The organism is Hyphomicrobium methylovorum, from assembly GCF_013626205.1.
In the GTDB taxonomy this organism is placed as follows: Bacteria; Pseudomonadota; Alphaproteobacteria; order Rhizobiales; family Hyphomicrobiaceae; genus Hyphomicrobium_B; species Hyphomicrobium_B methylovorum.
In genome coordinates this window covers 2,927,996-2,953,475 of record NZ_QHJE01000001.1, presented here as the reverse complement: position 1 = coordinate 2,953,475, position 25,480 = coordinate 2,927,996, and the positions used below count along the sequence as shown (strand labels likewise).

The 25,480-nt window shown below is 57.1% G+C and carries 18 protein-coding genes and 2 tRNA genes; 9 read left to right on the top strand and 11 right to left on the bottom strand.

The genetic code is table 11. From position 1 onward, the window contains the following. Positions 1 to 116: 116 nt before the first annotated feature. Entirely contained in the window at positions 117 to 764 is a 648-nt protein-coding gene (locus tag DLM45_RS14140; protein WP_181337708.1) for a pyridoxamine 5'-phosphate oxidase family protein, read from the bottom strand. A 206-nt stretch (positions 765 to 970) separates the two neighbouring features. Between DLM45_RS14140 and DLM45_RS14135 the strand changes: the two genes are divergently transcribed. Continuing rightward, complete coding sequence (locus tag DLM45_RS14135) at positions 971 to 1,879, top strand: LysR family transcriptional regulator (protein ID WP_181337707.1); 909 nt, start codon at positions 971 to 973, stop codon at positions 1,877 to 1,879. A gap of 251 nt (positions 1,880 to 2,130) precedes the next feature. Further along, positions 2,131 to 2,973: a c-type cytochrome gene (locus DLM45_RS14130; protein ID WP_181337706.1), complete on the top strand. Its 843-nt coding sequence runs from the start codon at positions 2,131 to 2,133 to the stop codon at positions 2,971 to 2,973. A gap of 119 nt (positions 2,974 to 3,092) precedes the next feature. Here DLM45_RS14130 and DLM45_RS14125 read toward each other — a convergent pair whose 3' ends face one another. Then, positions 3,093 to 4,355, bottom strand: coding sequence for an MFS transporter (locus DLM45_RS14125; protein ID WP_246317408.1), 1,263 nt, complete (start codon positions 4,353 to 4,355; stop codon positions 3,093 to 3,095). Between the two features lie 255 nt (positions 4,356 to 4,610). Continuing rightward, positions 4,611 to 4,979, bottom strand: a complete 369-nt coding sequence (locus DLM45_RS14120; protein WP_181337705.1) for a hypothetical protein — start codon at positions 4,977 to 4,979, stop codon at positions 4,611 to 4,613. 883 nt (positions 4,980 to 5,862) lie between these two features. On the opposite strand from DLM45_RS14120, the gene DLM45_RS14115 reads away from it, so the two are divergent. Continuing rightward, entirely contained in the window at positions 5,863 to 7,401 is a 1,539-nt protein-coding gene (locus DLM45_RS14115; RefSeq protein WP_181337704.1) for an exostosin domain-containing protein, read from the top strand. Here the strand turns inward: DLM45_RS14115 and DLM45_RS14110 are convergent. From DLM45_RS14110 to pdxR, 3 genes are all read right to left on the bottom strand, one after another. Beyond that, positions 7,398 to 8,234 (bottom strand): FkbM family methyltransferase, encoded by an 837-nt coding sequence (locus DLM45_RS14110; RefSeq protein WP_181337703.1) that lies wholly within the window; start codon positions 8,232 to 8,234, stop codon positions 7,398 to 7,400. The genes DLM45_RS14115 and DLM45_RS14110 overlap by 4 nt on opposite strands. Positions 8,235 to 8,356: 122 nt before the next feature. Continuing rightward, positions 8,357 to 9,109, bottom strand: coding sequence for a haloacid dehalogenase type II (locus DLM45_RS14105; protein ID WP_181337702.1), 753 nt, complete (start codon positions 9,107 to 9,109; stop codon positions 8,357 to 8,359). Between the two features lie 195 nt (positions 9,110 to 9,304). Continuing rightward, positions 9,305 to 10,801 carry a MocR-like pyridoxine biosynthesis transcription factor PdxR gene (gene pdxR / locus DLM45_RS14100; protein WP_343062345.1) on the bottom strand — a complete coding sequence of 499 codons (1,497 nt, stop codon included), beginning with the start codon at positions 10,799 to 10,801 and terminating at the stop codon, positions 9,305 to 9,307. Between the two features lie 404 nt (positions 10,802 to 11,205). Here pdxR and DLM45_RS14095 point away from each other — a divergent pair, with 404 nt between their 5' ends. Further along, complete coding sequence (locus tag DLM45_RS14095) at positions 11,206 to 12,993, top strand: methanol/ethanol family PQQ-dependent dehydrogenase (protein ID WP_246317647.1); 1,788 nt, start codon at positions 11,206 to 11,208, stop codon at positions 12,991 to 12,993. A 179-nt stretch (positions 12,994 to 13,172) separates the two neighbouring features. Here the strand turns inward: DLM45_RS14095 and DLM45_RS14090 are convergent, their stop codons facing one another. Continuing rightward, positions 13,173 to 13,871, bottom strand: coding sequence for a DUF1236 domain-containing protein (locus DLM45_RS14090; RefSeq protein ID WP_246317646.1), 699 nt, complete (start codon positions 13,869 to 13,871; stop codon positions 13,173 to 13,175). Between the two features lie 642 nt (positions 13,872 to 14,513). On the opposite strand from DLM45_RS14090, the gene DLM45_RS14085 reads away from it, so the two are divergent. The 5 genes from DLM45_RS14085 to DLM45_RS14070 all read left to right on the top strand — a co-directional run bounded on the left by DLM45_RS14085 (position 14,514) and on the right by DLM45_RS14070 (position 23,775). Further along, the gene (locus tag DLM45_RS14085; RefSeq protein WP_246317406.1) at positions 14,514 to 14,882 is read left to right on the top strand and encodes a cupin domain-containing protein; all 369 of its coding nucleotides are present in this window, start codon (positions 14,514 to 14,516) and stop codon (positions 14,880 to 14,882) included. A 965-nt stretch (positions 14,883 to 15,847) separates the two neighbouring features. Beyond that, a complete protein-coding gene (locus tag DLM45_RS14080; RefSeq protein WP_181337698.1) occupies positions 15,848 to 18,916 on the top strand; it encodes a BPTD_3080 family restriction endonuclease in 3,069 nt (1,022 codons plus the stop codon). A gap of 55 nt (positions 18,917 to 18,971) precedes the next feature. Further along, positions 18,972 to 20,030 (top strand): DNA methyltransferase, encoded by a 1,059-nt coding sequence (locus DLM45_RS16420; protein WP_246317403.1) that lies wholly within the window; start codon positions 18,972 to 18,974, stop codon positions 20,028 to 20,030. 95 nt (positions 20,031 to 20,125) lie between these two features. After that, complete coding sequence (locus DLM45_RS16415; RefSeq protein ID WP_343062315.1) at positions 20,126 to 21,568, top strand: DNA methyltransferase; 1,443 nt, start codon at positions 20,126 to 20,128, stop codon at positions 21,566 to 21,568. Positions 21,569 to 21,666: 98 nt separating this feature from the next. After that, the gene (locus DLM45_RS14070) at positions 21,667 to 23,775 is read left to right on the top strand and encodes a UvrD-helicase domain-containing protein (RefSeq protein ID WP_181337697.1); all 2,109 of its coding nucleotides are present in this window, start codon (positions 21,667 to 21,669) and stop codon (positions 23,773 to 23,775) included. Positions 23,776 to 24,022: 247 nt separating this feature from the next. Here the strand turns inward: DLM45_RS14070 and DLM45_RS14065 are convergent, their stop codons facing one another. The 4 genes from DLM45_RS14065 to DLM45_RS14050 all read right to left on the bottom strand — a co-directional run bounded on the left by DLM45_RS14065 (position 24,023) and on the right by DLM45_RS14050 (position 25,320). Further along, positions 24,023 to 24,409, bottom strand: coding sequence for a hypothetical protein (locus DLM45_RS14065; protein WP_246317399.1), 387 nt, complete (start codon positions 24,407 to 24,409; stop codon positions 24,023 to 24,025). Position 24,410: 1 nt separating this feature from the next. Continuing rightward, positions 24,411 to 25,064: a tyrosine-type recombinase/integrase gene (locus tag DLM45_RS14060; RefSeq protein WP_181337696.1), complete on the bottom strand. Its 654-nt coding sequence runs from the start codon at positions 25,062 to 25,064 to the stop codon at positions 24,411 to 24,413. Positions 25,065 to 25,110: 46 nt separating this feature from the next. Continuing rightward, a tRNA-Glu gene (locus tag DLM45_RS14055) sits at positions 25,111 to 25,175 on the bottom strand. Positions 25,176 to 25,244: 69 nt separating this feature from the next. Further along, positions 25,245 to 25,320: transfer RNA gene (locus DLM45_RS14050), tRNA-Lys, on the bottom strand. Between the last annotated feature and the right edge of the window lie 160 nt (positions 25,321 to 25,480).

Sequence of the window (25,480 nt, the reverse complement as noted above, 5' to 3'; positions counted from 1 at the left end):
TAGGAGTTAGAGGGGCGAGGAGAAAAACAGGCCCCACACGCGTCCAGACGCACGCAAGACCTGCTTCGCGCTTCATATAGCGATCGGATCGCATTTAGCCAGCGGTGTATTCCAGGCTAATCCAGATTGCTTTCGACGCGCGCCCCATCGGCCACCTTTAAACGCAGCGCCGCATTCTCTTGCTCAAGAGCCGCCAGTCTCTCTTTCAAAGGCTGAAGCATGTCCTCGATTTGGGGCACCGAGAACCGCGGCGTGATGTGCTGCGGACAGTTCCAATCATAACCCTCCACATGGATGATGATGCCGCGCTCAACCCTGGCGGCATAACCGTCCTGAAGCTTCGCGGCGATTTCAGGCTCGGTCTCGGGATCGATGATCGACGCATGCCCAATCAGCTTCAGCCGCTGTCGATTTGGGTAATCCATCAAGAACAGCGCCACGCGATCGTCGCCGCTCAGGTTCCCAGCGCTGACATACTGACGATTGCCGCGATAGTCCGCAAAGCCGATCGTGTGCGCGTCGATGACCTTCAGAAATCCCGGAAGTCCGCCGCGATGCTGCACATAAGGCCACCCCGTCTCAGAGACTGTAGCCATGTAAAAGCTGTCGCGCGCCGCGATGAATTCCGCTTCGTGAACGGTCAGCGGATCACTGCCCGCTTGAGGCTGGCCGATCATACGGGCGTAGGACGCGCGCGAGCCCTGCTCCGCCTGAATTTTTTGTACCCGGGGTGTGAACATCAGGTCTGCAAACCGGTGTCTCATAGCGTTCACTCCAACCTGGCGTGCCGGCGTCGTTCGACATCAGCCAACGACGTCTCATTTGCGGCTGCCTGCCCCCTCCGTCTCCCAGAACTCGTGCTCTCGGGATCCCGATTATTCGCTCGCCGCAGCCAGATAAGTAGATGTTTCCAAAAATCAGAGGTAGATAGAGAAATCGGAACCCTTATTCCCAAAATATGGAAGGATAGATGGATAGGTTCGAGGCAATGTCTGTCCTCGTCGCGGTGGTCGAAGAGGGAAGCTTATCCGCTGGCGCGCGGAAGCTAGGAACGCCGCTCGCGACCGTCAGCCGTAAGGTCTCGGATCTCGAAGAGCATCTGGGCACCAAGCTCCTAATCCGAACGAGCCGCCGCGTAGCACTGACGGACGCGGGGCGCGGCTATCTCGAAGCCTCCAAGCGGATCTTGGAGCAAGTGGGCGAAGCCGAGCGGATCGCAACCGGTGAGTACAGCGAACCGAGAGGCCAGCTCTCCATCACCGCCCCAGTCGTGTTCGGCCGCCTGCACGTCCTGCCGATCGCCGCCGATTTTCTTATCGCCCATCCGAAGATCGATCTTCGCATGTACATGATCGATCGCAACGTGAGCCTGATCGATGAGCATCTCGATGTCGGCGTGCGTCTGGGACATCTTGAGGACAGCGCACTGATAGCGGTGCGGGTCGGAACGGTTCGCCGCGTAATTTGCGCCAGTCCCTCCTACATCGCGCACGCTGGCATGCCGAAGGTGCCTGAAGATATCCAGAACCATGATGGGATTACGCTTCAGGGATTCTCCACGTCTCCCGGCTGGCGCTATCGCGGCGATAACGACGAGCTAACCGCAGAACCGCGCACACGCGTTTCCGTAAACACTGTCGAAGCTGCCATCGATGCCGCAAGCCAAGGCCTTGGTGTGGTGCGCGTCCTCTCTTATCAGGTCGTCGAGGAGATCAAGTCGGGCGCGCTCGTGCCGCTGCTCGAAGCATACGCGCCGGAGCCGATCCCCGTGCAGCTGGTCTATCCGGGGAAAGGCATGCTCCCGGTGAAGGTGCGGGCGTTCCTCGATTGGATGACGCCGCGTCTGCGGGCACGCCTCGCAGCGGCCGGGTTGGGTTAAGCAGGTCCACTCGACTGATCCCAGCCGCGTGCCTCCGAGCAAACTTGACCGGCTCCGCACGACACTTGGGCGGCCGGGTAAAAAAAACCGCCTTGGGATAATCAGTCCAGTGCACTTCGATCTTGAATATGGGCCTGCGCCGTAGGAACAGTCGTCGATCGCTCTCTATTTTTACTATTTTCGCTGCTGATAGTCCTTGGCCGTGGGCCGCCGAGGTATTCGTGCAATTGCAGAGAGACGGGATTGAGCCGATGACCACGCGAAAGACCCGAGGCATAGCGCTGCTTGTAGCACTCATGACCGGCCTCGTCGGTCTGGGGACTGGCTACGTACTATGGGGGCGCGCTCCAAACTGGTATCAAGTTCGCGATGTCTTTCAACTTCCGGCAACTCCGGAAAACGAACTCATCCAATATGGCTGGCAACTCGTCACTGAAACGCCGCGCTTGATCGGCAAGAGCGCCTCGGATCCGAAGCTGCGATATGCCGGAAACGATTTGGCTTGCACGCAGTGTCATATCAAGGCCGGAACGCAAGCGTATGCGGCACCCTTCATTTCAACGTTCACATCGTTTCCGATGATCGTGAATGATGAAGTTCTGACGCTCACGGAACGGATCAATGGCTGCATGAGACGCAGCATGAACGGACAGCCGCTACCCGAAAACGGACACGAGATGAATGCCCTCATCGCTTACATGCGATACGTGGGAAAGGATTCTCCTGACGACGTTCGGATTGCAGGTATGGGATTGATGCCGCTGCGGCCAGCACCAGAGACACCCGACCGCGAACGCGGCGCGAAAATCTTCTCCGATTCATGCTCCAAGTGTCATGGAAGCAATGGCGAGGGCCAGCAAAAGCAATCACCGGAAGTTGGTTTTTCGGTGCCGCCGCTGTGGGGCTCAGAGTCGTTTAATTCGGCGGCCGGCATGAGCCGCATGACGACAGCAGCAGCCTTCATTCGCGCAAAGATGCCCTACCTGACGACGGACTATCACAATCCGTTTTTAAGCGATCAGCAGGCGTGGGACGTGGCCGCTTACATGACATCGCAACCCCGACCGCCCGGCCCTCCGGCGGAACACCGCTAGAAGACCAATGCCTTGGCGATAGACATCGTTGAAGATCTTCGCGTGCAACGACGGTCGTCGCACGCTCATTTTACGATTGGTTCCAGATGAGTATCACCGCCGAGCCAACTGCTCCCTGACTATGCGGTCGAGGGGGCCAACTTCGGCGCGCACGCCGGTTTCAATAACGAGGAATAGGCGATCCAGAGCGCGACCGAGATAAGCGCAAAGCTTCCGAGGATCATAAACATTGCGCTGTATCCGAATATCTGCGCGATCCATCCGCCAATGGCCGGGCTCAAGGACGCGCCGAGTCCTTGGACGGTCATCACGGCACCTTGCCCGATGTTGATACGTCCCGTTCCATTCAGAATGCGTGCAACAAGCCCCGGCACGGCAACGCTCTGCAACCCTGCACCGACGCCATCCAGTATCTGAACTGGATAGACGCCCCAAGGAACCAGCAGGTCGGCGGCAACAAGCCCTCTAACGGGCAGCGCAGTAAATGAAATGAGCAGCACAAGCCAGTAACCCTCGGCTTCTGCCATGCGCATGGCAACGATCGAAGCAACAATCATCGTAGCCTGCGCGACGACAACGGTAATCGCAACAAATCCGGGCCCGTTTGTTGAACCGTCGGAAACGACGGCCATCCCGTACAACGGCAGCATGGCGCCGTTGCCCAGATGGAAGGCCGCCAATGCGGCCGCCAGCACAAGAAGGGGCTTGCATTCGAGCAAAGTCTGCAAGCCGCTCACCTTGCCGTCTTCGCTACCCTCACCTGTCCCGCGCGCGACGTCATGATCGATGCTCGCGGGAGAGATCATTAGAACGGATATGATCGTCAAAACACCGAACACACCGGCGAGAATAAAAACGGCCGGGTAGCCGAACTTCCATCCGAGAAAGCCGGAGAGCCCCGCGCCAACAACATTGCCAGCATGATTGAACGCTTGATTGATCCCGTTCTGACGGTTGAACCCAGCCTGGTGAACAATGCCGAGCGTCATCGCATTGACGGCTGGCCCAATAATGGCTCCGGCAATGGCTGTCGCGACCTGAGACGTCGCCACCAGCCAGAATTCTTGCGATATCAGGATAAGTGCGGACGCCGCTATCGTTGCGATGGCGGGAATGATGATGCTGGCGCGCTTATGGCGCGTCGCGTCTATAAAGGCTCCGGCCGGAATGGTCATCAGCATACCGGCCACGCCGCCGATCGTCATGACGGTGCCGATAAGACCGCTTTGCCAATGGTGCGCGAGTAGAAACACCCCAAGAAACGGACCGATACCCGCTTGGAAGTCGGCCATGAAAAAGTTTACTGAAGCGAGCGGCCAAACATTGACCTTGCCACCCGACCGCTGGCCGGATTTCTGCCCCGACGGTTCGCCTTGGTCCATAACCCTCAACCTTCCAAAACGGCCAAGGGCGGAATGGGAATGACGCCGCGCCGGCTCCCTTCAATTTGAAGGCAGCCCCCACAACACCTATGCCCAGTGAGATGTTCCCAAGCGTCGCTTCAGCCGCTCAGCTTCGACCCTGCGCCCGCCTGAATCTCAGAAAAGCCGATCACCATCAACCTGTCACTTCGACCAAGTGATTGGCGAGCCCGGCGGCCAACAGGGCTTAATGCCTTACGCAGCCACAGCGCTTTCTCAATCTACGAGCGTCGCCTGTGTCTTCGCCCAATCGCAGAGTTTAACGCCGGCAAAGTCCAGCCATCGGCGTCCCTTGGTATTCCAGGAAAGCAGTTCCGCCGGCCCCTCCTCGCGAAAGAGCAGCAGCGGGCCGTTGCCGTAGCGAAGGCAATCCGCGAGACCGATCGCAACTCGGTACCTCTCGCCCGAGTCAAAGTTCTTGACCCTGACATCCACACTGACATCGTCGTTCTCTGCCGTACCAACCACGCGAAGAGAATTATCGTCACTCAGATATCGCCCGTCCGACACGACCGCAAAAAACTGCCAGTCCTCCGCAGGCGCAGAAGACGCGAGCAGCACCAGAGAGATCAAAAACGATTTCATACCGATCCGGCCCGACGAAACTCACACACACCCTCACAGACAGACGATTGGCTTGCATAGTCAACGGGGCAATGCCGCGCTGTTGGGGACAAATCGAATTAAAGGCCCGTCAGTCTGCGCGCTCGCTAAGACAAAACCCGTCAAAGGCCCTTCGACTCCACCGCTCTCATCGCTATCCAGCAATACGTGCAAGGATCCGAAGGCAGCAACCACCGATAAAACTCACTACAATCACAACGGAGTTCAAGATGTTCTGCTGCAAAATCATCTTCCCACGAACGATTTCAAGTCAAAGACTGAGAAAACGGGAAATCTAGACAACTGCGGGCATCAGAATAGTCATCAGCACACGTTTCATGCACTTGACGTACCAAGTCTAAGCTGATGTGAATCACCACGCGACACGGAACGCAGGAAACGAGTTGGGGAAATGGCTCAAGCTGAGAATCTGCCGGTTGTTCTGATTACACCATACTACGAAGCAAACTCGGCAGACCGTCAGCGAGAATTGAAGTTCTGCCTCCAGGCGAATGTAAATTGTCGCGCAATTTCAAAAATCATCCTCGTCATCGATGACGACTCGGAGCCGCCGATAGAGTCGGAAAAGATTTCCGTAGTGCGGGTCTCCCAACGGCCGACATACCGGCACTGGATCAACATTTCGAAGCAGCTCGGCTATCCTCATATCTCCGTTCTGTCCAACAGCGACATCTATTTTGACGATACCGCTGAGGCATTCGAGACATGTTTGACGGACGACCGATCATTCGTTGCGCTTTCACGCTACGAAAAGATTGGCAACAAACTTGAGCCGCATCCTGATCCCCACTGGTCGCAGGATGTTTGGGCCATTCGCCATCCGGTAGATCTGTCTGACTCTTTTTTGCAGTCGATCGAAATACCCCTTGGCGTTCCCCGGTGCGATAACAGGATCGCCTACATATTTAAGATCAACGGCTGGCGCGTCGTGAATCCGTTCGGCGCCATCATTGCTGGGCATGCGCACGAGACCCAAATTCGCACATACGACAAGAAGAGAGACACGACGATCATCGGCGGAGTTGCATATGTGCATCCCTGCGAACCATCCGGCACTTCTGACATCGATATCGATGTCTGGATGCTTGATGACGCAAACGTCAAATCGCTCAAGATCAACAAATGGCTGATGCAATGGCACTCAGAACCGCGATCTCAACCCGCGGTTAAAGAAACAACTCGGCCGACGGCTTCACCCGTTCGACAAGGGAAGCTCAAATCGAATGGTCAAACGGTACAGATCGCGAAGCTTGAAAAGCAGCGCGACTTGGCCGCGATTAAACCGGTCCTCGATATCGATATAGCCATTAAGCAATACTCTAAAGGATCTGGAGATCCGCACTTTTGGCAGTACCCGTGCTTCACTGAGAAGCAAGCTTTCGAGAACCACGATACGATCCCCGTCGGAAGCCACATCGACGAGCGCACACGCACGGTACACACATACCTCGCGCTTCCTTGGGCGACATACATCGACCTTCAAGCTCCGATCAATGAAACCTTAGATACTGTGAGAAAGCGGGTTAATAGCGCACGCAAAACTGCTCACCAGGCGGGATACAGACTGCGCGTCCATACGGTTTGCCAACATTATGCCTGGCACCGGCTCAAAAGCGCGTTTTCTTTGGTCGGCGTAACAGACCTTCATTTGGCACATTGCACATCGACGCTGTTAGCAGAATCAAGACCCTCATTCCGCTTCCACAGCTGGCCACTTTTCGCACCCAATATCGAGAACTCATACAGGTCTCGCGGTACACAGGTCGGCGTCCATCCGAAGAAGAAGTCGTACCTCGCGTCGTTTATCGGATCACATATGAAGCACTACAGATCCGAAACACGACTTGCCCTAGAGCATGCGGCCATCGCAGATGGCGGATCGGATATCCTCGTCGAGTTGACATCCATCTGGCACTTCAATCAATCGGTCTACGACGAGCAGGTAAAAGGAAAAACATTATCCGCGGACTCGCAGAGTCAGCAATTGCAGGCCGCCGAACGCTACAATCGCTTACTGTCCAATTCCGTCTTTTCGCTCTGCCCAGACGGGGCTGGACCAAATACGTTGCGAACTTGGGAATCCCTCGCGGTCGGGTCCATTCCGGTGATCATTGCAGACGATTGGGCACCACCAAATCTGAACGGCAGAGATCTGAGCGATGCGTGTCTCTTTGTTGAACGCTCCGACATTCCCACTCTTTTCGATCGACTTCGGTCAATACCCGACGCCGAGCTCGCAGAGCGAATGCGCGCATGCTTCGATTGCTACTTTGCTGCGCGCAACATGACGGCATTTGGCGCTCATGACTTCGAAGAAATGGAAAACCCCATCTCAGCCAAGGCCGCACGAAATTCTAACAACCTCGTCGAAGTGCCCGCCTAGGACGCCCTGTTACGATAGTATAGAAATCCATCGTCAAATTTGACGGTGCCAAATTCAGTGTCTACTTCCGAACGCCTCGGAAACTCGATAACAGGCTCCCATCCCTTCGCCTTCAATAGTTCAACGAGAGCTTGATGCTTTTGATCGTTCTCGTGCGTTCCGATCATAAGCGCTTTTACATTTGCCGAGAGAAATTCAATACCGTCGGGAATGACGTCATACTCAGCGCCCTGAACATCGACATGAACAAAATCGATGGGGCCGGAAAAGTAAGAGAAGAGGTCTTCTAAGCGCCGAGCGGGAACTTCCACAATATCATCAGCCGACAGTGCTGCACGAATTGACGCTCCGTAGTTTTGATCGGGTTCATGGACGACTGGAAACTTCACAGTCCCTGACGTGGTCGTAACAGCTCCATGGACTAGGCTATATTCGCGGGGGTCGAGCTGATTATCCCTGAAGTGGTCAACCATCCAATTGTAGTGGGTTGGATCAGCCTCTACACCGAGAAGCTCAACTTTCTTTATCGCAGACATTTGAGCCGCGGCGAATCCACATCGGACGAGCCAAGGTGCCCATCCGGCGCCGAGTTCAGCCATCCTCAGGGTGCCCTCTGCGCGTGACACGCAGTCTAACAAAGCGATCCAATCGAAATAATGCTCATTCAATGGCGGGTAACCAGGCTTAGCTTTTTGCTCTACCCGTGTCGCAAATTTTTCCCAACCACTTCGAAACTGAGCCCTTGTCCGAGTGCCCAGAAAATCAAACACATGGATGCCCGTTCCGACGACTTCCTTGCGATCGTAACGCTCAAATATTGGATGATGATTCATTGCTTCCCAGTCCGCGCTGCCCAATCAACAGATAGTGAAACAGAGCGCCCGGCGCTATAGATAATGCAAAAACGAGCGATGGAACCGACGAGGAGTTCCATCATCAAAGCAGTAAGATCGCCCTACGCCCGAACAAAGCCAAGAAGATCTTCGAACCGCGAACCCGTGCCGTCGATGTTAGCTGAGAGACGCTCCGCGGTTGCTTCGGTGCGATTGAGCCAGAATGTTCGATAGCCGAACCAAGTCGCGCCGACGGCGTCCCATCCCGCAAAGGCAACATAGATGATTTTGTCCTTGCTCAGTTGAAGCGCCTCCTCTCCCATCGCATAGGCTTTTGGATCAGGTTTGAACCGGCTCACGCGATCAGTCGACAAAAGAACGTCAAACTTCACGTCAGGCGCATTTGCCGCCGCCGACGCCATCATTGCGTCTGTGAAGTTCGAGAGTATCCCAAGCCGCAGGCCCTTCGACTGAAGCGCCTTGACGCCGTCAGGAACATCCGGCCACGGCCGGAGGTTTAGATACGAATTGAGCAATGTCTGCTGATCGGAAACCGATAGAGAAATCCCCAACTGCTCTAACGCGCCGCTCAAAGCATCCGCTGAAACATCCCAAAAATTCTGATACCTACCGCCCGAGTTTCTGAGCCACGTGTACTCAAACTGCTTCGTGCGCCACACGCGCATGAACTCGGGGCTGCGGTCTCCAATCAAACGCTGCGCCGCAACGCCGACAGGACGCGGATCGAAAATCGCGAACGCATCAAACAGGACCGCCTGTGTCTGTTCGTTCAGAGCGGCAAAGCTACTTGAGGCACTGAAACTCAGAAAACCCCCTGCTGCTCCCTGCAGTAAGAGTCTGCGGCTGACGCTCATGGGATCCTCTGCAAAAAAAGAATTTTGCGAGAATGGCAAAGTTTCAGGGAAATAATCAATACGAACGATCACCACTCGATCATTCAAATAATCGGCACACACCGTATCGCCGCCGAGCGCCTTCAAGCGCCGCAAATGATGAGTCTTTGCCGCCTAAGGTCGGAGAGTCGCGTTTTGGCACCCTGCTGCCCGCTTTCAGGACAACATAGCGCTTTCAGGACGCTTGTCCTTGGTTGCCGGTTCAGCCAAAGCGGCCGCCAGACGCTCGACACCTGCCGTGATTTGTTTCTCAGTCAAAGACGAATATCCAAACATGAGATGGCGTTCAGCATACGCCGTTTTGGCAGGACTGACAGCTGCGCGCGCCGATAGATCGTAGACGCCAACGCCATATTCCAACGCTTTGGAGACAACGGTCGAAGCTGCAGGAAAGTGCTTTGGGATACGCCATACGAGATGCATTCCAGCGTCGGCACCAATCGCGGCCCCGTGGCCGAAATGAGAATGCAATGCCTTTAGAAGCGCGTCTCTTTTCCCAAGATAGTGCTGTCGAATGATCCGCAGGTGACGTGCATAGCTCCCAGTATGCATGAAGTCCGCAAGAACAGCCTGTTCGAGCCAAGGTTGCCCGTTGTTCATCAGAGTCTTGTAATGCCGGGCAGCGGGCAACAGCGACGGCGGAACCACGACGTAACCGATGCGAAGTCCAGCGCCGAGACACTTTGAGAACGTACCGACGTAGAATACGCGATTTGCCCGATCGAGAGCTTTCAACGCGGCCAGAGGCGAACCCACATATCGAAAGTCGCTATCGTAGTCATCTTCGACAATATAGGAATTCGTCTTCACGGCCCACGCGAGAAGCTCGAGCCTTCTATCCAAAGGCAACGTGTAACCCATCGGGTATTGATGAGAAGGCGTCACGTAAGCCAAGGCCCTGGTGACGTCCGGAAGCCGTGCAACGTCCAGTCCCCTCTCGTCCACTTCGATGGCGTGAATACGCGCACCGAATGATTCAAAAAGATAAGACGCACCCGCATACCCCGGCGACTCTACGATCGCGTCGGCGCCGGAAGGCAGCAACATCCGGCACACAAGATTAAGGGCTTCCTGACACCCACCGGTAATAATGATCTGCTCCGGATCGACATTGATCCCACGCGCAGGACGCAGATGATCGGCAATAGCTTGCCGCAACTCGATCAGGCCCGTTGGATCGCGATATTCGGTCAAGGCGGTGCCGGCACTTAACAACCGCTTGGTCATCAGCCGCGCCCACGTTCGAAGCGGAAACGAGCGAGCGTCCGGGCGTCCCACCCAGAAATCAATCAGAGATCGATGCTGTTTCGCATCAACCAAATTGTGGGATCTGATTTTCAGTAGGTCTGGCCGAAAGTGATCCAAAGCGACCGGCACAGCATTGGGTTCGGGATCAACCTGCAATGCGTGCAATGCTTGTTCTGGTATTTGGCGGGAAACATACGTCCCGAGCGATTTTGCTGTTTCAACATAGCCTTCGTCTGCAAGGCGCGCGAAAGCGAGCGTGATCGTGATCCGAGAGACCCGCAACTGCTGGCATAAATGACGGCTGCTCGGCAGGCGTTGCCCGGAACGCAACCGCCCGGTGAGAATCATGCCGCGTATTTGTTCAAAAATTTGAGTCTGAAGATTGAGTGCCGAGCGTCGGTCCACTTCAAGCGGAAGCTGCAAATCATCCTCCAATGGACCTACAAACAACGCTCCATCAGAAGCTAATATATATCCAGAAAATCAAGACCGCATAGGTCCACGCGCGTTGGCTTGCATATGGCCATGCCTCAGATGAGGAAGAGTCATCCATTGAAATCATGAAACATTGCATAATCTCGCAACCAAGTCGGGCGTGGCCTTACCAAAATATCCCGAACCGGAACTACTGATCTGATCAACTTTGCGTCAACATGACTTTACCAATCGACCAGGCACAACGGCTCATACGCAGCCCCAAACACGCGCCCGGCGAATGGTGAGAACCCTGATCAATAGGGTTCGATAACAAAGCAAGTTGGAGGAAGTCGACAATGCGCAAACTCATGTTTGCCGCAAGCGTTACTGCCATGACTCTCGTCACGCCAGCGCTTGCAAATGAAGACGTCACAAAGAACCAAGCCAATCCCAACAACTGGGCTTCGCAGTCGGGCGACTACAGCGCCACGCGTTACTCGACGCTCGACCAGATCAACACCTCGAACGTCGCCGATCTCAAAGTCGCGTGGACGTTCTCGACGGGCGTGTTGCGTGGACACGAAGGATCGCCGCTCGTCATCGGCGACGTGATGTATCTTCACACGCCGTTCCCGAACATCGTCTTTGCTCTCGACCTGAAGGACGAGCAAAAGATCATCTGGAAATACGAACCGAAGCAGGACCCGTCGGTCATTCCGGTGATGTGCTGTGATACGGTCAACCGCGGCCTGGCTTATGCCGAGGGCAAGATTATTCTGCAGCAAGCAGATACCAATATTGTCGCTCTCGATGCAAAGACCGGAAAAGAAATCTGGAAAGTCGCAAACGGCAACCCGAAGATCGGTGAAACGGCAACGAACGTCGTTCTGATCGCCAAAGACAAGGTTATCGCAGCGATTTCCGGTGCCGAATTCGGCGTTCACGGCCATGCAACGGCTTATGATCTCAAGACCGGCAAGCGCGTTTGGAGGGGCTATTCGGTCGGCCCGGATGACCAAATTCTTTTCGATCCCGAAAAGACAATGTCTCTTGGCAAGCCAGTCGGCAAAGACTCGTCTTTGAAAACCTGGAATGGCGATCAATGGAAGATCGGTGGCGGTACGACGTGGGGCGGATGGTCATATGATCCGGAAGCAAACCTCGTCTATTACGGCTCGGCCAATCCGTCGACGTGGAACCCATCTCAAAGAGCTGGGCCCGATGGCAAGCCGATCGACCAGAAGTGGACGATGTCGATCATTGCGCGCGATGTCGATACGGGCGTTGCAGCCTGGGCCTACCAGATGACGCCATTCGACGAGTGGGATTATGACGGCGTCAATGAAAACGTTCTCGTCGATATCGACATCGAAGGGAAATCGACGCCGGCAGTCGTCCACTTCGACCGCAACGGCTTTGCCTATACGCTCAATCGCAAGACGGGCGAACTTCTCGTCGCCGAAAAATTCGATCCGGCTGTCAACTGGGCAAGCGGCGTCGATATGGATAAGGCAAGTCCAAACTACGGTCGCCCCATCCGCGTCGCTAAGTACTCGACGTTCAAGGACGGACAAGGTGCCGACGTAAACACACAAGGCATCTGCCCGGCGGCTCTTGGCTCGAAGGACATGCAGCCATCTTCGTTCTCGAAGCTGACAGGCTTGTTCTACGTTCCAACGAACCACGTGTGCATGGACTACGAACCCTTCAAGGTTTCGTACACAGCTGGCCAGCCGTACGTTGGCGCAACGCTGTCCATGTTCCCGGCTCCCGATAGCCACGGCGGCATGGGTAACTTCATCGCCTGGGATGCAGCGAAAGGTAAGATTGTCTGGTCGAAGCCCGAGCAGTTCTCGGTCTGGTCAGGCGCTCTGACAACCGCTGGTGGCGTCGCCTTCTACGGCACGCTTGAAGGCTACTTCAAAGCAGTCGACCAGAAGGACGGCAAGGAACTGTTCAAGTTCAAGACACCTTCGGGCATCATCGGCAACGCTATGACTTACACCCACGGTGGTAAGCAGTACGTTGCAGTGTTGTCGGGTGTCGGCGGCTGGGCCGGTATCGGTCTCGCAGCTGGCTTGACGAACCCGACCGATGGTCTCGGTGCTGTGGGTGGCTACGCTGGCCTCAAGCAGTACACCAACCTCGGCGGTACGCTGACAGTCTTCTCGCTGCCCTAGCGCTTCCTCCAATAGTGAAGGTCTGCGAGAACTTCGCCGGCACGGAACACGCACCGTGCCGGCTTTTCCTTGTCCGCTTCTCGATAATGATCTGGAAACGGCGCCACGTCCTCAGAGTCACGAAGCGCCGGGGCATTCTTTAGCTCCATCCGATCAAGCCGAATTGGAGTTCGGTTGATCTATGCGAGCACGATGATATCGACGATCTCAAACGTATCAGGATCGACGATCGCTATGCGATTGTCCTCAAGCATAATGTACTCGTAGTCCCGATACGCCGGTACGATATCGATAATTTCTACCGGAACCGGGTACAGGTGCACGGAATGTGGGATCCGCGCGCCGACGCTGACCGCAACGTTGAGGTTGCGTGCAGGCTCGACGTGATGACGAGAAAAAACAGAACGAACTTTTGTCTTTTGTTCTGATGTTACGCTCGTGATCGATCCCCGATCACGCCCAGAGCGACCTTCCGTCCCTTCGCTCGCGCCACTCGATGCGCCTTCGCGATCACGCGATCGGGCGTCGTTTCTGTTACTCTCTCTACTGTTGCGGTCTCGACTTGTGTCGGCGCGGTCGCGATTGTCCCGATCAGTAGCCTTAGATTTCGACTCCGATCGCCGATCCGATTTATCTAGTTTCTTGTTATGCCCGGGTGCGACGTCGCTTGCCGAGTCTCCAGACTTTGTGTGGCCGGGCGCTACTGAATTTGCAGACCCGCCCTCTTTTCTATGTCCTGGCGCAACGTCAGAAGCAGACGAGTTCGAACCCGAAGCACCTTCGCTCGCGCCGGAGGATGCGCCAGACCGGTCACCAGACCGCTCGTGCGATGATCCGGAAGACTCCGGTCCGGATGAGCTTGGAGCGGAACTGGACATTCCCGCTCCGCCCTGTTTGCCGGTATCACCGGCGCCTTGTGCAAATGCCATTGGGGACGCGAGCAGCAAAGCCCCGATAGCAAAGGAATATTTCAACATAGTTGCGTCTCCTAAGCCGATGTTGCTCCCCAGCAGCAAAGTCTCAACGGGCGCTTTTGGCCGAAGTTCCGCAGATAAAATTTTCAGCAGATGATCGACGAACGGGCGAGGAAGTCGGCGCACCGACACGTACGCGCGATATGCGACAGGCTTTGCGCCACGCCGCGGAATATAGCTTTCCGCCGTATTCGAACGTTTGAGTTCTGATGCTGCTCCCGCTCGCATTCAAAGCTGACGAAAAATCGGAAAACCTTCACTGGCTTCGAAGAACGATGAAGCAATTCTGGCCGGATTGAAGGAGCCAAGTAGATATGAATTACGCAGGCTATGTTTGCAGCTCTCTTCACAAAAAGGTGCGTTTGGAGGCGTCTTCGCTGAGTCTACAAAAGCAGACTGCCTAGGGGATATTGAAAGGACTGCGAGATGAGACTGAGGTTTTCAACGGTTTGCATTGGCGCTCTTCTAACGGTGGTGCCTGTGCTGGCTTTCGCGCAAGACGATCAAATCAATCGGTTGACTGTCCCTAAAATGGAAAATTTTGAATTGGACAGCATCGCGTGGAAGCATGAAGCGCTGCTCCCAGGCGAGGCGCAGAGTGCTCTCATCGCGGGCGACCCGAGCAAGCCCGGAGTTTTCATGGCTTATCTCAAGTTCCCTGCGAACTACGAAATTCCCTCTCACACGCACCCCTTCGCAGAAGTCGTTACCGTGCTGAAGGGCACGGTTTGGAATGGCATGGGGGAAAAACTGGATCGGCAAAAAGGAGACAAGCTTGGAGCTGGAGCCAGCTTCACGTTACCCGCCGATCACCCGCACTATCTTTGGAACGAGGAAGAGACTGTCGTTCTTCTTACCGCGACCGGTCCGTGGAACATCAAGTACGTCAACCCTGATGACGACCCACGAAAATAGATCATCGCGCTACAGACAAAGAAAGCGCCAGGATAAGAACCCTGGCGCTTATGCAATTCAGCTTAGACGCGATCAATCCGTATAAGTCGTCTCCACCGATCGGATGCGGCACTGGCCGTGGCGGATCAGTTCTCGAAACCTCACAGTCAACAGAAGAACCAGTGGACCAATGACGTCTTGGTATGAGGCGTCATTCAATGCGGTCCTAGGGCATAGAGCTCGCAGTTGTAAAACGAAGCGGGTTGCTGAGGGCTCGCGTCCCTAGGCGCAAAATTAGAGGTAGATACCGCCCGCCATCAGTCAAAGCTGAGTCACGGAAGCCCGCTGCGTAAGTGGCAATCAAAAAGTTTATAGGAGTTTATAGTTTTTAGGACGTATGCGTCGTAACGCTAAGTCCTTGAAATATTTGCTGGGTGATCACGGGCTCGAACCGTGGACCCGCTGATTAAGAGGAAGTTCCAAGCACTCGTCGAGACTCACTCTCGCTCGCTCAGGCGCAATTTTACATCTCTGAATCTGCAGTTAAAAATCGATAATAGCACGCGCCAGGATGCGCCAAATCAGACGATCGGGGAGTGCTATGATCGCAACTTGCGCTCTCAAAACCTCATCCGGCGATATTCGAGGACGGCAGCGGTCAGCTGTCACGCTAGAGGGCTAATTGTCGTGACACCCGCTCGCCCCCCTTAGCGATTATCGGATTCCCAGTAACGCACGATAGCAGAGCTTCGGCTTCGCCGAGTTTGCTGACATCTGGGGAGGAGGCCGGAATGGCCGCGCTCCGGCTAAGACCGTGTCTGCTAATCGTTTAAAAGGAGCCCTCGCTCGCTGCAATTTGCTGCCCGACCGTTACGAGGACGAGTTTTCCACAAGTTGCCCTTTCCGTTCAAGACCAGTGGTCTCTATAGAGGTGGGGGCTGGGGATTCTTCTTGAGCCGGGTGCAGCTTATGGGCGGGGCGCGGGCGTGGCTTCATCATTTTTCGACCATCCAATTCTGAACTCGCCCTATCTGCCGCCCACGCGGCATCATCCGCTAGACAAAGAAGGGCAACCGTTGGATGGGCCGCCTGTCGAGCGCCGCCGTCCGTCTGAGCTGCTGACGCCTGTACCAAAGCCGCGGAAACGAAAGCGCGGCGATGCTGAGGATGCGTCGCTCTTCGATCGCGATAAGGACGCCAAGTCAAAGCAGAAGTACGACGTCAACCTGTTGGTCAACACAATCCGGCGTCATGTCGAAGGCTGGCGCAGCCTCAAGAACCCGGCGGATTGGGGCGTGACGCCCGCGACGGCCCGCCTGCTGACTCACTGGCGTTCGCACCAGTTCAACGGCCCGCGCCCGTTCTTCTGTCAGGTCGAAGCCGTCGAGACCATGATCTGGCTAACAGAGGTCGCGCGAGGTGACCGCAAGTTCAAGCCGATCTGGGACCAGATCATCGACGCCAACAACGATGCCAATCCCGAGCTAATGCGGCTCGCGATGAAGATGGCAACGGGCAGCGGCAAGACCACAGTCATGTCTATGTTGATCGCATGGCAGACGGTCAACGCTGTGCGCTCGCCGACGAGCCCTCTGTTCAGCCGCGGTTTCCTGATCATCGCGCCCGGCATCACGATCAAGGACCGCCTGCGCGTGCTGCTGCCGGACGACACCGAAAGTTACTACCGATCGCGCGAGATCCTGCCGCTCGACCTGTTACCCGATATGGGCAAGGCGAAGATCATCATCACGAACTATCACGCGTTCAAGCTGCGCGACACGATCCAGGCGTCAAAGGTGACGAAGGACCTCATCGAAGGGCGCGTGCCTGGCCGCCCCGAGAAATTGCGCTCGCTGCAGACCGAGGGGCAGATGCTCCATGACGTCTGCTCCGAGCTGCTGGCCATGAAGAACGTCGTGGTCATCAACGACGAGGCCCATCACTGCTATCGCGAGCGCCCGGACAAGGAAGATGAGGGCGACCTCAAGGGCGAGGAAAAAGACGAGGCAAAGGAAAACAACGTGGCTGCCCGCCTGTGGATCTCGGGCATTGAAGCGCTGAATCGCAAGATTGGCGTACGCGCGACGTACGATCTGTCAGCCACGCCATTCTTCCTGCGCGGTTCAGGCTATGCCGAAGGAACGCTGTTCCCTTGGACGGTCAGTGACTTCTCTCTGATGGACGCCATCGAGTGCGGGATCGTTAAGCTGCCCCGCGTGCCCGTCGCCGACAATCTGCCCGAAGGCGACATGCCGATCTACCGGGACCTGTGGAACCACCTCAAGGAGCAGGGCTACAGCCTCCCGAAGAAGGGTACCGCCAAGGCAGGTGTGCTCGATCCACTCAGCCTGCCTCCGCCGATCCAGACGGCGCTCCATTCTCTCTATGACCACTACGTCAAGGTTTTCGAAGAGTGGAAGCGAGCTGGCATCACGGTGCCGCCGGTGTTCATCGTCGTGTGCAACAACACGTCCACGTCGAAGCTCGTCTATGAATGGATCGCAGGTTTTGAGCGCGAGAGCGAAGACGGTGAGAAGGTGCGCGAGCACTCGGGACATCTCGAGCTGTTCCGAAACTATGATAATCTCGGCAATCGTCTCGCGCGACCCAACACGATTTTGATTGATAGCGCGCAGATCGACTCGGGCGGGGCGCTCGACAAGGACTTCCGCGAAGCTGCCGCAGCCGAGATTGCGCAGTTCCAGAACGAGATGCGCATCCGCGGCGCGTCGCAGAAGGACATCGACAATCTCGAAGAGGCAGACCTTCTTCGCGAGGTCATGAACACCGTCGGTAAGGAAGGGCGTCTAGGCGAGCAAATACGCTGTGTCGTGTCAGTGTCTATGCTGACGGAGGGCTGGGACACAAACACTGTCACCCATATCTTGGGCATCCGCGCATTCGGCACGCAACTTCTGTGTGAGCAGGTCGTCGGCCGCGCGCTACGCCGCCAGTCCTATGAGGTCAACGAAAAGGGCCTGTTCGAGGTGGAGTACGCCGACATCCTCGGCATCCCGTTCGACTTCACGGCCACGCCCGTCGTTCCGAAGCCGACCAAACCGAAGAAGGCCACACGCATTCAGGCCATCAAGGAGCGGCAGAAGCTGGCGATCTCGTTCCCGCGCGTCACCGGCTACCGCCGGGACCTCGCGGATGAGACGATCCGCGCTGAGTTCACATCTGACTCCAAGCTGCTGGGCACCCCCGCGATGGTTGGCGCATGCCGGACTCTCCTTGAGGGCATCGTTGGCCAGGGCAACGAGATTGGACCAGACAAGCATAGCAGCGTGTTCGGCGACATGCGCCGAAGCACGATGGTCATGCACGTCGCCAAGCACCTGCTTTTTACGCGCTTCAAGGAGCCGGGCGAGCCTGCGCCTATGCACCTCATGACGAGCCTCATGAGCGTCACGCGCCGCTGGTTCGATGAGGGTTACTTCGAGTGCACGGGCGGAACGATGGAGGGCATGGTCACCTACATCGAGATTGCCGACCGCGCCGCGGACAAGATCTACCTGGCGTGCCAACGCGCCGTCGGCAAGGATAAAAGCCTGCGTGCCATCCTCGACCCCTACAATCCGCGCGGATCGACAAACCACGTATCCTTCAACACGACAAAGGAAACGCTTTACGCGACGCAAACCAACAAGTGTCACGTCAATTACGTCGTCTGCGACAGCGAGTGGGAGGCGGAGCTAGCCCGTGTCGTCGAGGCGCATCCAAGAGTGGTCACCTACGTCAAAAATCAGGGACTCCAGTTCGAGATCCCATATCGAGACGGCGGTATTCAGAAGAAGTACCTGCCGGATTTCATCGTGCAGGTCGCCGATGGACACGGGTCCGACGATCCGCTCAACGTCGTCATCGAGATCAAGGGCTTTCGGGGACTCGATGCCCAGCTCAAGGCAGAAACAATGAGTGCGATGTGGGTGCCCGCGGTCAACGCGCTGGAAACCCACGGCAGGTGGGCGTTCGGCGAGTTCCGCGACGTGTACGAGATAGAGAAGGCATTCGCGAAGCTGGTCGACGACGGCCGAGTACCAGTCGGCCGCTGAACAGCAGGAGGAGCTGGATCCCCGCGCGCCTATCTCGTTCCGTCGCTCGCGCCCCTTGGCGCAAGGCGAGACGCGCGCCCGCAACACCGACGCCGATCCGCAGATCGTTTGGAAGGGTGCACGCATCCGCCTGACGGACAAGCAGATCGAGCAACTGAAGGAAAAGGGCGAGATCGAGATCGGCGATGCGCAGCTCGTCTGGCGCGGCAAGGATGAGCAGGACTGGTCCGACCTCGTCGTCACCGCGCCGCCGCTCTACATCCAGGACAAGATTCATCCGCAGGCGATCATCGACGATCTCGTGCGGCAGAGCCAGGAGAAGCGCAAGGGCGGCCAAACCGCTGACGACGATCAGCTCTCGATGTTCGCGGATCATTTCCACGACTTCAACGGGTTGAATGATCCTGAGATGCGCACGGAGTTCTACCAGCACGACCAGTATTGGCAGAACCGAATGATCCTCGGCGACAGCTTGGCGGTGATGGCAAGCCTTGCCGAGCGGGAGAGCCTGCGCGGCAAGGTGCAATGCATCTATTTCGATCCGCCTTACGGCATCAAGTTTAACTCGAACTGGCAGGTATCGACGCAGAACACGGCGGTGGTCGATGGCAAGCAGACAGACGTCAGCCGCGAACCAGAGCAGGTAAAAGCCTTTCGCGACACATGGAAGGACGGTGTCCATTCCTACCTGACCTACCTTCGCGACCGCCTGACTGTGGCGCGCGAACTTCTGTCAGATAGCGGGAGCATTTTCGTTCAGATCGGGGATGAAAATGTCCATCGTGTACGGGCTTTGATGGATGAAGTTTTTGGAGATGAGAACTTTGTTTCATTGATCACGCTCACGAAGACAAGCTCGGCTACAGGTGACTATCTTGCAGGCGTCGCAGATTATATCCTTTGGTTTGCGCGCGCTCGTGCGCAACTAAAATACCGCCAGTCTTCAAGGTCAAAGCCGCTGGGGGCGGAGGATCAGCTCATTACAATCAGCTTTTGCTGCATGACGGCGCTACACGATCGGCAACGCCTGACGAACGCGCGGGATCGCTTCCAGAGGGCGCTGACTTGTTTACAGCTGACCAGCTCCAATCAACAGGAAGCCATGGAAGTCTGAAGAGTGCTGGAGCAGCGTCGTGGTTTGAGGTGTCAATTGTAGGCAGGAGCTTCTTGCCGACGTCCAAGAGCATTTGGAAAACTAGCCAAGAAGGTATGCGCCGTCTGGCTGCCGCAAACCGCCTAGTTCCCCAGGCCAATGCGCTTCGCTACATGCGCAAATTGTCCGATTTTCCCGGGTACACAATCAATAATGTTTGGACCGATTTCGGCGGAGCAACTGATCGCCGATACGTCGTAGAGACGAACCCCCGGATCGTAGAGCGCTGCATCCTGATGACCACCGATCCTGGCGACCTCGTTCTCGATCCGACCTGCGGCTCAGGCACGACCGCGACAGTCGCCGAGCAGTGGGGCCGCCGCTGGATCACCATCGATACATCGCGCGTTGCGTTGGCCCTCGCCCGCACGCGCCTGATGAGCACGCGCTACCCTTATTACCTGCTCGCCGACAGCAAGGAAGGTCGCGACAAGGGGCAGGAAGTTTCCGGCAAATTACAACCCGGCACGCCGACAAACGGCGACATCCGACAGGGCTTCGTTTACGAGCGCGCCGCTCGCATAACATTAGGTTCCATCGCCAAGAACGCTGCCATCGACGAGATCTGGGAACGCTGGCAGGCGACGCTGGAGCCGTTGCGTGCCAATCTGAACAAAGCGCAGAAGCAGTCTTGGGAGGAGTGGCAGATCCCGCGCGAGGCCGAAGCTGGTTGGTCAGATGCCGTCAAGAAGATCCACGCGGCTTGGTGGGAGGCTCGCGTCAACAGGCAGAATGAGATCGATGACTCGATCGCCAAGGCGGCCGACGTCGAATACCTCTACGACCGCCCCTACGTGGACAACACTCGCGTCCGCGTAGCCGGCCCGTTCACGGTTGAAAGCCTGTCGCCGCATCGCGTCATCCCTTCCGGTGACATCGAGCTTGCCGAAGGGATCGGCGAGCCGGAGAAGAAGCGGCGAGCGAAGCTCGCCGCCCCGCCGAGCGATTTCACGGCCATGGTGATCGAGCACCTGCGTTCGTCTGGCGTACAGCAAGGTGCAAAGGGTGACAGGATCGAACTCGATCCGATCAGCGGCTGGCCAGGCGAGTATATCGGTGCCGAAGGCATCTTCATGGAGAAGAACGGGAAGGGACCTGTACAGCGTAGTGCCGCCATCCTGATCGGCCCGGAGTTCGGCACACTGTCCCGCGTCGATCTCGTCGCTGCCGCCCGCGAGGCCACAGAGGCGCGCTTCGACGTGCTAATCGGGCAATCTGTTCATCGTGTTCGGCGAACCCGACATCGACGTCCTCGAGCAAGACGGCGACCAGATCGCCGTGAAAATCAACGGCGTCGACGTGTTCGACCAGAACACAGGCGCCATCCGCTCGGGCGATACCAAGAGCATCGCTGCTTGGTTCATCGACACGGACTACAACGAGGAGAGCTTCTTCGTGCGCCACGCCTACTTCCTGGGCGCCAACGATCCGTACAAATCTCTAAAGACCGCGCTGCGCGCCGAAATCGACGAGGAAGCCTGGGCAACACTGTACCGTGACACCTCGCGCCCCTTCCCACGGCCAAAGACCGGCCGCATCGCCGTCAAGGTCATCAACCACTTCGGCGACGAGGTTATGAAGGTTTGGAAGGTGTGACGTGGAATTCCGCATCGCCGACAGTTTTACCAAGTCCCTAACTCGTCTCAGTCGCGATGAGCAGAAGGCCGTAAAGGCCTCGGTGTTCGATCTGCAGACGAACCCTGAGTCCACTGGCCTTCAGCTGCATCGGATCGACGCATCTAAGGACCCGAACTTCTGGTCCTGCCGAGTTAACCGCGACATCCGGATCATCATCCACAAGACCGCGTCGAGTTTCCTGCTCGCCTATGTGGATCATCACGATCAAGCGTACGCCTGGGCCGAGCGCCGTCGGATCGAGGCCCATCCGAGGACGGGCGCCGTTCAAATCGTTGAGGTCCGAGAGCGCGTCGAAGAGATCGCCAAGCGCCGCGCGACGCAACTTCCATTCGACCTCGGCGACGACATCACCACGCTGCCGATCGCACCGCCACTCGCTGTCCGCAAACTATTCGCGGCACTAGCTCCCGACGACCTTCTGTCGATCGGCGTACCGCCGGATTGGCTAACCGACGTCACGGCCGCCACCGAGGACGGCTTCCTCGATCTCGCTCCGCATCTACCCGCCGAAGCCGGTGAAGCGCTGCTCGAGTACGCATCCAGCGGCATCCTAAAGAAGCCCGAGCCGGTCGTCGTCACTGATCCCTTCGCGCACCCCGACGCACAGCGCCGCTTCCGTGTCATCGAGAACGTCGAGGAGCTGGAGCGTGCGCTAGAGCTGCCATGGGAGCAGTGGGCCATCTTCCTCCACCCGTCTCAACGCGCATTTGTAACACGGACTTTCTCGGGTCCAGCCCGCGTCGCGGGCTCCGCCGGGACGGGCAAGACAGTCGTAGCGGTTCATCGCGCAGCCCGCCTTGCCGCCAGCAATGACCGTACGCGCGTTCTCCTCACGACATTTTCCGAGCCCCTTGCCGCGTCACTTGAACGTAAAGTCAAGGTACTCGCGGGTGACGCTGGCTCCGTCGTGCCGCGCATTACCGTCGCGTCGTTCGTCGGTATCGCGCGCGATCTTTACCAGCTCGTGCACGGGCGCAGTCCACAGATCGCATCCGAAGATCTAGTCCACGGCCTGTTGACTAAGGCGGCAGCCGCCGAGCCAGGACCTCCGATCAACGAGCGGTTTCTGCTCTCGGAGTGGAAGCACGTGGTGGACGCTTGGCAGCTCAAATCTGCCGAAGGCTACGCGGACGTACCCCGGCTCGGCCGTAAAAATCGCATGGGCAAGAAGCAGCGTGACAGGCTCTGGCCCGTGTTCGCACATGTGATCCACGAGTTGAACGCTCGCGGTTTTGTGACCGAAGCTGGCGTATTCCAGTCTGTAACCGATCATTATGCGGCGAAGGCGGAGAAGCCGTTTCACCATATCGTGGTCGATGAAGCTCAAGATCTTGGCGTACCGGAACTGCGCTTCCTGATTGCGATCGCGCCAGCCGGCACAGATGCCTTGTTCTTCGCCGGGGACCTCGGTCAGCGTATCTTCCAGCAGCCGTTCTCGTGGAAGGCGCTCGGCGTGAACGTCACCGGCCGGTCGACAACCCTGAAAGTCAACTACCGAACCTCGCATCAGATCCGCGAAACTGCAGACCGCTTGCTGCCCGGCGCCGTCGTTGATGTCGATGGTCGCGACGAAGAACGCAAAGGCACGGTGTCGGTATTCAACGGACCCGTGCCGATCGTAGTTGCGGCGGCCGACGCAGCTGCCGAGCAGACAGCCGTTGCGAAGTTCATTGACGCCGCACTGGCCGACGGCGTCTTGCCGGAGGAGATCGGCGTGTTCGTGCGTACCCGCGAAGTGATGAGCCGCGCCCGCGCGGCAGTCAATGCGACTGGGCGCGACGTAAGCGAGATCACGTTGCATCGGATTGGCGGCGTTGGCACCGTGCGCATCGGCGTCATGCATCTCGCCAAGGGCCTCGAGTTTAAGGTAGTCGCAGTGATGGCGTGTGACGATGATGTCCTGCCTCTTAAGGCCCGTCTCGAGGCCGTCGCCGACGAGACCGAGCTGGACGATGTGTTCGACACAGAGCGCCAGCTCTTCTACGTCGCCTGCACCCGAGCCCGCGATCGGCTGATGGTGAGCGGCGTTAAGCCGGGCTCACAGTTCATGTCGGATCTCATGAGATAGTGTTCGAGCATGTGGAACGGCAGACCCTACGAATACCTCGTGGAATGTGTCTATTCTTCCAGTTGGTCGCAGGATCGAAGTTAGCAGACATGAGGCAGAACAGCAGCGAGGCGGGCAAGAAACGACTGCCAAGGTCGGCTTCTGGGATTGCGCGGTCGTCCTGACGGACGGGCCAAGATTCGATGGCCGCATTGGCCCAAAGCGGACTCACCGCGTTCATTCTCTTCGAAAATATCGACCGACGCCTTCAGAGCATGTGCTCAATTGCTTCCCAAGGAATGATACTGCGGATAGTTGCGCACATCGAGGAGAACGTACCCGAATTTCGTTTTGCTAACCGCGCTGCTGTTGCCACCAGACGCTTGTCGACGCCAGCCGCTTCGCCCAGCCACAAAGCCATTGGGGGGCAGCAGCAATGGTTGTAAGCAAAGGCCGCATCATAAGCTCTACCTTTACGGCCATATGCACCGGGGCCATGGTATTCGCTGAGCCAGCCGATCCAATGCTCTTTTTGACTGGCATACCAAGTTGGCTTCTTCAAATGAAGCTTTTGCAGCGCTTCGGTGTGCGGCGCTCGCACAGGAAGCTTTTCAATTTTTTTGATAAGCTGGTAAGGTGTCATGCGTAGCGCCATCTCATCTTTTCTTCAAAAATCGGCTCGAACTCTCGTTCGGCCGCGCGTGCGTATAAACGCTCGTGGTCTTGAGGTCCGCGTGCCCGAGCGTCTGCGAAACGAGCGTGATCGGCGCACCATTGTCGATCGCATGACTTGCATGCGCATGGCGAAACCAGTGGGCGGACGCTGCTTCGTTCACCCCAGCGCGCTTTGCCGTCCGCTTGATTAGATAATTGATCTCGCGCTCCTTGATCCCGAAGACGCTCGCCTTGGGCGAAGCGCCACATCGGAGCGCCGTCAATCGCGCGGCAATGTCGGCGGGCAAGAGAACATGGCGCGGCTTATCGCCTTTGCCGATGAGCGCGAGCTGCGCCTCCCCGTTCTCGCGTGGAATGATCTCATCCCAAGTTAGGCTCGCAAGTTCCGAAACGCGCAGTCCGCCGTAGTATCCCGTCTCGAACAGGGCCCTATCGCGCTGTGGATGGCGAGAGCCAGCCGTGGCGCGGATGAGAAGATGAATTTCGACTTCCGGCATAATCCGCTGTGCGAGCTTCCTAGGTGCCTTCTTGAGCTTGAGAAGCGGTCCGACGTTGAAGCGGGTGTATCCGACCTGATGCGCGAACCCGAGCAGGGCCTTTACTGCGGCGACCTGGCGGTTGCAATTCTGTTGCACGCCGCGTTGCGGCAGAAAAAATTAGGGCTTAAGTTGTTGAGAGTCCTGGCGCTCCCTATGGGAGTCGAACCCGTCTTTTCAGATTGAAAATCTAATGTCTCAGCCGAAACCGGATCGCACCGGGTTCGCACCCGTTCAAGATTCTACGATCGCCGGATTTGTATAAGTCATTGATTTGTTTGGTGGGTGATCACGGGCTCGAACCGTGGACCCGCTGATTAAGAGTCAGCTGCTCTACCAACTGAGCTAATCACCCGCCGATTGCCGCCTTGTCGAATAGATGATGGCCACTGGGGCCCAAGGACGGCGATGGGGCCCGATGGGCCCCGTCCCGCAGCGAATAGCATCGGCCGGGGGCGCTTGTCCACCCCTGCTTTTCGGAATGCGACGTCAAACACAACGTGTCGCTTAACAGG